Below are 7,953 nucleotides of genomic sequence, written 5' to 3'. Positions count from 1 at the left end.
AGGAAACGATGGTCTTCTCGTAGCGGGTGGCCAAGCGGCGATACTGCTTCATGCGTCCGAAAAAGCGTTCGATTTTGTTGCGGTCGCGGTAGGCATTCTCGTCCAGGGGCAGCGGTTGGGTGCGGTTGGGGTGGCTGGGGATGACGGCTTGAATACCGCGTTGAGCGCAATAGGCGCGGGTTTGGTCGCTGTCGTAGGCCGTGTCGGCCACTACCTGGCCCACGTCGAGGCCGTCGAGCAGGGGCAGCGCCTGCGGGCTGTCGCCGGCCTGGCCGGGGGTGGCGAGCAGGCGCACCGCGTTGCCCAGCGACTCGACGCAGGCGTGAATTTTGGTGCTCATCCCGCCCCGGCTGCGGCCGAGGCACTCGGTCTGAGCGTCGCTTTTTTTTGGCCCGCCGCGTGCTGGTGCGCCCGCACGATGGTCGAGTCGAGCAGCACCCAGTCCAGCTCCGGCGCTTGGACGACCTGGAAAAGGCGGCGCCAGACGCCTTTTTCGGCCAGCCGGCGGAAGCGTTTGCGGGCCGTGTCGGACTTGCCGAAGCGTTCGGGCAGGTCGGCCCACGGGCAGCCGGTGCGCATTATCCACACCACAGCGTTGAAAAACAGCCGGTTATCGACGGCCGTCGCCCCGCCATCGGCGGCCTTGCCGGAGAGGTGCGGGGCAACCAGGGCCCAGGTAGCATCAGAAATTTCGTGACGGCGCATGCTGAAAAGTAAATAAGCAGTAAACATATAGCTGATTTCTTATTGTCCTCACGCCCTAGTCCCCCCTCTTTTTTGGAGAGGGGGCTAGGGGGTGAGGTGGACGCCTGGGCGGCGTAAGAGCAGTTGTATCGCAGTCAATGGTCGGGTAGCTTTAATTACTTGCCCAAGATTTCGCGTGCGGCCCGAATGCCTTGGTAAAAGCCTTCTTCAAAAATAGAAATTCCGCTGAAATCGGTGTGGGCGAAGAAAATACGGTTGCGCACGGGGCGCATGGCGGCCTGCCGGGCGGCGCCCCACAGCAAGCCCGGCGTGGGCGCCACCATCCCGTGCCCCCACACCCAAATATCGGCCTCGCGGATGTAGGGCGTCACGCCGGGATGGTAGGTTTCCAGCTCGGCCACCACGCGGGGCAGCCAGTCGGCGTACGGGGTTTGGTAGGCGCGGCGGCGGGCCGGGCCGGGCGCTTCGTCGGTGAGGGGCCAGTAGAGGGTGATGACCTTGGCCGCGCCGCTGTCCTGCGCCAGCAGCTGCTGGCTGGCGTTGATGTAGCCGAGCGACTGGCTGCCGTAGCGCACGTTGTCCCAGCTTAGGGGCCGGCCCGGACCCTGCGGCAGGGCCTCCACGGTGAGGTTGGCGATGAGCCAGGGCGCATGGTGCAGGGCCGCGGGCGGCAGCAGAGCATGGCCGGGCACGCGGGCCAGCAGGCGGGTGGCCACGTGCTGCGGCGTGGCCAGCAGCACCTGCCGGGCTAACACGCGGGTACTTTGGCGGGTAGCCACGTCGTAGGTGAGCACTTCCACGCCGGTGGCGGTTTCGCGTAGGTCGTAGGCCACGGTGCCGGTTTCGAGGGGCGCCAGGGCCTGCTGCCGCAGCTGCCGCACCAGAAACTGGTTGCCTTCGGGCCAGGTCAGCACGTCGGCGCCGGTGGCGTTGTGGGCCTGGCCTTTTCGGCTGGCAAAGTAGTGCAGGCCCGCCCAGGCCGACACCTGCGCGGCGGTGGCGCCGTAGTCGTCGCGGCAAGCGTAGTCCAGGTACCAGCGCAGGGCCGGGGCGGTAAATTTTTCGCGGGTGAGGTAGTCGGCAAACGACAGCTGGTCAAGCTGCCGGTACTCGGCATCGGTCGAAGCCTGGTCGAGGGGAATGCGGAAGGCATCGCGGCCATCGGCGCCACGGGCGGTTTTGAGGGTTTCAATGAGCTGGAAAAACCGTGCAAACTGCTCCTGCTCGGCGGGATTCAGGCCGAGGCCGGGCACCAGTCCTTCCTGCCAGTGCCCGCTGATGTTGAGCCGCTCTTCGGGGTCGTGGCAGAGGTGGTAGTCGTTGTAGATGGGCAGGCCGCCGGGCGCGAAACCAGTCAAGGTGCCGGTTTCGGCCAAAAATTCCAGCAGTTCGGCGTTGCGCACATCGGGCACGGGTAGGTAATGGGCGCCCCAGGGGTAGGCCGAGGTGGCGTTGCGGCCGGCGGCGGCGTTGCCACCGGGTTGGTTTTCCAGCTCCACCAGCAGAGTGTTGGTCTGGCCATGTCGGTGCAGCCAGCGCCGGGCCGACAGCCCCGCCACGCCCCCGCCAACGATGAGCACCTCCACTTCGCGGGTGTGCGTAGGGGCCGGCAAGCGGCTGGTGTCGCGTAGCACGTGGCCGGCCGCCGCATTGGCCCCCAGCAGCCGCCCGGTAATGTGGCCCAGGCCAGCACCCGGCTGGCAGCCCGGCAAGGCCGGCAGTAGCAACGCTCCGGTGAGAGCAGCACTGCTTTGGCGCAGAAAAGAGCGGCGGGAAGTCAATTTTTAGTTGTTGGTTATTGGTTGTCGGTTGTTGGATGAAAGTAATTCGGCGTCGGTTCGTCATGCTGAGCTTGTCGAAGCATCTCTACCGCACCGTTGAACGGTCCCAACGGTGCGGTAGAGATGCTTCGACTGCGGCTGCGCCTTCGCTCAGCATGACGGTTTATTTGCCACGCTGCTTTTGTTCAATCAATTAACTACTTGGCAACAAACAGCCGACAACTAACACCAACCTCAGTGCACATACGGGCCCCAATCCTCTTCGAAATAGCGCACCAGGGCCTGGTTGTTGAGCTGGTTGATTTCGGTGGGCACCTCGCTCATGTCGGGGGGGAAGCGGAGCATGTCGTGAATGGTGGCGGGGGTGATGTAGCGCAGGCCCGCCGGCAGCGGCCCGGCGTCGCCGCGCCACTGGGCATCGGGGCCGGCCAGCACAAAACCCCACTCACCAAACGACGGCACGTAGAGGTGGTAGGGAACGGTGTGCAGCCCCACGGCCGCCAGCGTGTGAGCCACGCACCAAAACGACTGCCGGGCCAGGTACGGCGAGGTACTTTGCACTACCAGGCGCCCGCCCGGCGCCAGCCGCCGCACCAGCGCCGTGTAGAAAGCCGCCGAGTACAGCTTGCCAATGGAGTAGTTGCCGGGGTCCGGAAAGTCCACCACGATGGCGTCGTAGCGGGCCGTATCCTGCCGCACCCACTGGTAGGCATCGGCGTTGGTTACCTGCACTTTGGGGTGGTTGAGGGCGCCTTTGTTGAGGGCCAGCAGCAGCTCGTTTTGCCGGAACAGCTCGGTCATGCCGGGGTCCAGGTCTACGAGGTGGATGCTACGCAGGCGGGGGTACTTCAACAGCTCGCGCACCGCCAGGCCGTCGCCGCCGCCCAGCACCAGCACGCGCCGCGCCCGCGGCAGGGCCTGTAGCAACGGATGCACCAGGGCCTCGTGGTAGCGGTACTCATCGGCTGAGCTGAACTGCAGGTTGCCGTTCAGGAACAGGCGCAGCTCGCGGGAATTGCGGGTGAGCGCGATGCGCTGGTAGGGCGTCGATTTCGAGTAGATAACCTGGTCCTGAAACGCCAGGGTTTCGGTGTGGGCCAGCAGCTTATCGGCCAGCACGAACAGGGTGCCCAGCCCCAGCAGCGACACAACAATGCCCGCGGTAAACTGCCGCCGGTAGGGCCGCGTTTCGGCAAAGCGCCCCAGCACCACGGCGGCCACCACCAGGTTCATCGCCCCAAACAGCAGCGAGGTGCGGATGAGGCCCAGCTGCGGCACCAGCACCATCGGAAAGATGAGCGAGGCCAGCAGCGCCCCCACGTAATCGACGGCAAACACCCGCGCCACCAGGTCCTTAAAGCTGTAGCGGTGCTCCAGAATCCGCATCAATAGCGGGATTTCGATACCCACCAACACGCCCGTGAGGCCCACCAGCGCGTAGAGCAGCAGCCGGAACGAGGCCACGTATTCGAAGGAGAGGAACAGCACCGGGGCCATGCAGCCGCCCACCAGCCCCACCAGAATTTCGAGCCGGATAAACCAGCGCAGCAGCGGCCCGTCGAGGTACTTCGACAGCCACGAGCCGATGCCCATCGCAAAGAGGTAGGCCCCGATGATGGTGGAAAACTGCGTCACCGAGTCGCCCAGCAGGTACGAGGCCAGGGTGCCCGCAATCAACTCGTAAATCAGCCCGCAGGTGGCAATCACGGCCACGGCCAGCAGCAGCAAGCCGGGGGGCTGACGGTCGGCGGTCGGGGCGGCCGCGCGCGGCTCGGCTACGCTTTCAACCATGAATGGCCGCGCTGATGATGAGGGCGATGGAAATCATAAACGCCGCTCCCAGAATGGCCAGGGCGTTGTTGTGGTCTTCCATAATTTCCTTGCGCAACGTGCCGGGCGTCAGCTTATTAAAAAGATAAAAGCTGATGACCAGGATGAGGATGCCCAGCAACGAGTACACGATGGACGCCGTAAAGGCTTTGGGGTTGAGGTATTCCATGAGCAGGAAATTGAGGGTTACTTGTGATAGAAGCGGGCGTGGCCGCCGGAGCTACGGCCGCCCGAGCGAAAGCCGTTAGCACCGTTGCCCACGGTTTCGGTGCTTTCATTGTCGTCGCCCAGCAGGCGCGTGCCGGTGGCGGCGCCCCAGGCATACCAGCCCAACGGCAGCAGCATGAGCAGCACGTAGTAGCGAACGGGGCGCAGAAAGTTCAGGAGGTTGTCGAGCATGGGCAAGCGTTTTACTCCGTGGGACCATAGTCGCTCTGGTTCCAGCGCGCGGTTTCGTGGCTGGCCCGGCGGAAGTAGAGCCAGGCCGGATACACGAGCAGCAACAGGAGCACGATAAAAAAATTAGACCATATAACCGGGTTGGCCACTACCCTGACCGTGATATCGGGGGCGGCCGGGCCGGCTTCAGTAAGCGGATAAAAGTTGAGGTGGTAGCGCCCGGCCGGCACCTGCGACAGCACCGCATCGGTGTCGCGGCTGCCTTCGCTCCAGCTTTCGCCGCTTTCCACCCCCGAGTAGAACTCGATGTTTTTGGTGAACTCAAAGCCTTGGCCGGTTTGCTCGTTCACCAAACTCACGGGCAGCTCCAGCCATTGGTTGCTGAGGGTGGTGTTGAGCTCGATGAGCAGCGCGGCCTGCTCTTTCAACGTGAAGGAAGGCGACACAATGACCCGACCAGTGCCGGCCGCTGCCGTTGCATCGGCCTCTACCTTCAGGGTTTCGGTGAGCAGGGCTTCGCGCGGGTGTTGCAGCGAAAACAGCACCTGGCCCAGTAGCAGCAAGGCCACCGCCAAGCCCGTGAGTAGCCGCATTGCCGGCAAGCGGGCGGCTACCGGGTCGGGCTGCACCGCCCCCACCCCTTCCCGGCTGGGCAGGCTGCTCTCTTTCAGCCCGAAGGCTTTGGCTACGGCGTAGGGCTCCATGTGCTCGGCCCGGTACCAGGTGTCGCGGTCTTTGCTTTCCTTAACCAGCATTACGGGCGGGCTGATGAACTCCGCAAACCGCAGCTTGTCATCGCTTTTGATGTCCCAGTCGAACTCACCCACGGCAAATACCACCCGCGACTGGTAGCGGTTATAGAGTCGGTAAGTGGCATCGGGCAGGGTAATACTGGCCCGTCTGCTTTTCGCATTGTCGACCCGGTAGCTACGCTTCGCCGGCCGAATCACCATCCAATGGCCGTCGAAGACCATCAGCTGCGCGTAGTCATTGGTGTTGGGTTGGTAAATCTGGTATTCCAGCCAGTGGTACTGTAGCTTGCCGTTGCGAGTCAGCTCGCCCCGCTCCATCATGCCCACCACCCGGCAGGGCTGGCCTTCGAGAACCCCCAACGTGCCCATCGGCAGCAGCTGCGTTTCGGGTGGCGCGACATTGTCGTACCGGCCCAGCACCTTGGGCGTTTCCTCCCCCGAGTACCGGAAATAGGTGTGGCACTTCGGGCAGGCGTAATATTCGCTGCCTTTCACGTCGTAGTACGTGATGGGGGTGTGGCATTCGGGGCAGTCCAGCTGCGCCGATTCCATTGATGGGGTAAGGGCCTGGCTCATCGGCGCACTTCGGTTTTGGCCTGCTCCGTGCCCTCAAAGTGGGCCAGCGTGGCGGCGTAGATGCCCCGCACCACAGCCGCGTTGTCGCGTCGGAAATTGGAGAGAAACACGTCGAAGGTAGCCAGGCCGTATTCCGGCCAGGTATGAATGCTCAGGTGCGACTCGGTGAGGGCCAGCACGGCCGTGAAGCCGCCCGGCACGTCGGCGCTGGCCGGAAAGCGGTGGTAGGCCTCCCCTACTTTTTCGAGTTGAAAGGCTTGCACCTGCCCATCAAAAAACAGGCGGCAGGCATCGGCATCGGCAAGCAGGTGGGCCGGGGCCAAAAAGGTAGCGAGAATGTGCAGGCCGGGAGTGTACGGAAACATGGGTAGCGGCAGGGTACGGCAATGGCAAGATAGGGCGTCGAGCGCAGTGTTGCCCACGCGGGGCTGGTTTTTCGGTTTGAGGGCGGGTAAAACGGCGCCGTCAGGCCCGCCCGTCGCTCCTCGCGAATGCGACGGGCCCAGCATGCGGCAAAAGCAGTTCCGTGGCAAGAAGTATCAGACACCTTCCAACTTTTTTCTGATTTAGGGGTGATACCTGGGCCAAACCAGGATTAAGTAGTGAGGCCGTTTACCGGGTGGCAGGTCGCCGACGGCTTGCTACGCAGCTTCGGGAGAAGCCCCACGACAAGCCGGATGTACCGATTGGCGGGCGCTGCTAAATTCTTACTGCTTACTTCGTTGAATGGAGACGCCGATGACCAGTCCTTCCCGCCCCTCGTTCGCCGCCGCCCTGCGCGAAGCCCTGCTGGCCAACCGGGCGCAGGCTCTCACGCAGCTTTACCGGCAGGGATTCCCCATGGTGCGCCGCTACGTGTGCCGCCACGGTGGCTCGGAGCAGGACGCGCAAGACGTGTTTCAGGATGCCTTGGTGGTGCTTTACGAGCAGGCCGTGGGCGGCACGCTCGTGCTCACGGCGGCGGCCAGCACCTACCTGGTGGGCACCAGCCGCAACCTGTGGCACCACGAGTTGCGCCGCCGGGCCCGCCTCCCGCAGCAGCCCTTGCCCGACGCCGACCTTGCCGCCGCTGACGCCCCACCCGACACTGACGGAGCCGGTTTCGCCGTGCTCGATTACGTCGAGCGGCTGGGCGAGCAGTGCAAAGCCCTGCTGCTGGCCTTCTACTATTTCGGGCAGCCGCTGAGCCAGATTGCTGCGGCCCGCGGCTACCGCACCGTGCGCTCGGCCACGGTGCAGAAATTCAAGTGCCTGGAGCGGCTGCGCCGGGCCGTGCACGCTGTCGTCCGCCCCGAAACCGTCGAATTTTAACCCCGCCATGCGCTCCGAACTCGAACGCCTGCAACTTATCGAGCAGCGGCTCCTGCGCACCCCGGCCGCGCTCCCGGCCGAGGAGTGGCAGTTGCGCCAACTCTTCGACGGGGAATTGCGGGCCGACGCGGCGGCGCAGTGGCAGCTGTACCGCGGGCTGCGCCAGGCCGGCCGCCACCAGCTACGGCAGGAGCTGGCGGCCATTCACGCCGGCCTCTACCCGCGCCCCTTTGGCTGGTGGCCGCAGCAGGCGCATCGGCTAAGCGGCTGGCTCGGCTGGCTGTTTTCTTTCTGATTTTTAACTCGTTGCGGGCCTGTTACTCCTTTGCCGAAAAAGCAGAGCTGGACCGACTGTGCCCGTTTTGCCAAATCCATTTTTCATTTTTTCACTGATTCCGATGTTGAACAAACAAGAATTCCGCAAGTTCGCCGTGCATGGGCAGGGACTTAGAGCCTATCCGGAAAATAAGGAAGTTGTAGCCGAGCGCGAGAATTTTGGGGTTACCACACCTAACAAATTTCCCGTTGCGCCCGACTACAACCGAATACGAAGCTACCATACACGCCGATTTTTTGCCTTCTCCCGCACTCTGGGCCGC

General features: G+C 63.8%; 9 protein-coding genes and 1 pseudogene. 3 read left to right on the top strand and 7 right to left on the bottom strand.

What is annotated here, in order from left to right; genetic code table 11:
- The 7 genes and pseudogenes from GM79_RS25015 to GM79_RS16545 all read right to left on the bottom strand — a co-directional run.
- Positions 1-705 (bottom strand): annotated as a pseudogene (locus tag GM79_RS25015) (IS5 family transposase); the annotation flags it as partial.
- 155 nt (positions 706-860) lie between these two features.
- Positions 861-2,486 carry an NAD(P)-binding protein gene (locus tag GM79_RS16570; protein ID WP_035566065.1) on the bottom strand — a complete coding sequence of 542 codons (1,626 nt, stop codon included), beginning with the start codon at positions 2,484-2,486 and terminating at the stop codon, positions 861-863.
- Between the two features lie 234 nt (positions 2,487-2,720).
- Complete coding sequence (locus GM79_RS16565; RefSeq protein WP_035566062.1) at positions 2,721-4,277, bottom strand: polyamine aminopropyltransferase; 1,557 nt, start codon at positions 4,275-4,277, stop codon at positions 2,721-2,723.
- Positions 4,270-4,485, bottom strand: a complete 216-nt coding sequence (locus GM79_RS16560) for a DUF350 domain-containing protein (protein ID WP_035566059.1) — start codon at positions 4,483-4,485, stop codon at positions 4,270-4,272. Before GM79_RS16560 ends, GM79_RS16565 begins: the two co-directional genes overlap by 8 nt.
- A 17-nt stretch (positions 4,486-4,502) precedes the next feature.
- Entirely contained in the window at positions 4,503-4,715 is a 213-nt protein-coding gene (locus tag GM79_RS23260; RefSeq protein ID WP_051718988.1) for a hypothetical protein, read from the bottom strand.
- Between the two features lie 11 nt (positions 4,716-4,726).
- Positions 4,727-6,043 carry a DUF4178 domain-containing protein gene (locus GM79_RS16550; protein ID WP_035566054.1) on the bottom strand — a complete coding sequence of 439 codons (1,317 nt, stop codon included), beginning with the start codon at positions 6,041-6,043 and terminating at the stop codon, positions 4,727-4,729.
- Positions 6,040-6,408, bottom strand: coding sequence for an S-adenosylmethionine decarboxylase family protein (locus GM79_RS16545; RefSeq protein ID WP_035566051.1), 369 nt, complete (start codon positions 6,406-6,408; stop codon positions 6,040-6,042). The genes GM79_RS16550 and GM79_RS16545 overlap by 4 nt, the downstream gene beginning before the upstream one ends.
- A 373-nt stretch (positions 6,409-6,781) precedes the next feature.
- On the opposite strand from GM79_RS16545, the gene GM79_RS16540 reads away from it, so the two are divergent.
- The 3 genes from GM79_RS16540 to GM79_RS26125 all read left to right on the top strand — a co-directional run.
- Positions 6,782-7,354 (top strand): RNA polymerase sigma factor, encoded by a 573-nt coding sequence (locus GM79_RS16540; RefSeq protein WP_051718986.1) that lies wholly within the window; start codon positions 6,782-6,784, stop codon positions 7,352-7,354.
- 7 nt (positions 7,355-7,361) lie between these two features.
- Positions 7,362-7,649, top strand: a complete 288-nt coding sequence (locus GM79_RS16535; RefSeq protein ID WP_035566048.1) for a hypothetical protein — start codon at positions 7,362-7,364, stop codon at positions 7,647-7,649.
- Positions 7,650-7,752: 103 nt separating this feature from the next.
- A partial coding sequence (locus GM79_RS26125) for a hypothetical protein (protein ID WP_235184092.1) occupies positions 7,753-7,953 on the top strand: 201 nt, incomplete at its 3' end.

The organism is Hymenobacter sp. IS2118 (genome assembly GCF_000715495.1).
In the GTDB taxonomy this organism is placed as follows: Bacteria; Bacteroidota; Bacteroidia; order Cytophagales; family Hymenobacteraceae; genus Hymenobacter.
Note: the sequence above shows the minus strand (reverse complement) of the source record. Positions and strands in the feature narration are given on the sequence as shown.

Coding starts and splice junctions, on each gene's coding strand:
- GM79_RS16560 (WP_035566059.1), bottom strand. CDS start 4,485: ATGGAATACCTCAACCCCAAAGCCTTTACGGCGTCCATCGTGTACTCG.
- GM79_RS16535 (WP_035566048.1), top strand. CDS start 7,362: ATGCGCTCCGAACTCGAACGCCTGCAACTTATCGAGCAGCGGCTCCTG.
- GM79_RS16550 (WP_035566054.1), bottom strand. CDS start 6,043: ATGAGCCAGGCCCTTACCCCATCAATGGAATCGGCGCAGCTGGACTGC.
- GM79_RS23260 (WP_051718988.1), bottom strand. CDS start 4,715: ATGCTCGACAACCTCCTGAACTTTCTGCGCCCCGTTCGCTACTACGTG.
- GM79_RS16545 (WP_035566051.1), bottom strand. CDS start 6,408: ATGTTTCCGTACACTCCCGGCCTGCACATTCTCGCTACCTTTTTGGCC.
- GM79_RS16565 (WP_035566062.1), bottom strand. CDS start 4,277: ATGGTTGAAAGCGTAGCCGAGCCGCGCGCGGCCGCCCCGACCGCCGAC.
- GM79_RS16540 (WP_051718986.1), top strand. CDS start 6,782: ATGACCAGTCCTTCCCGCCCCTCGTTCGCCGCCGCCCTGCGCGAAGCC.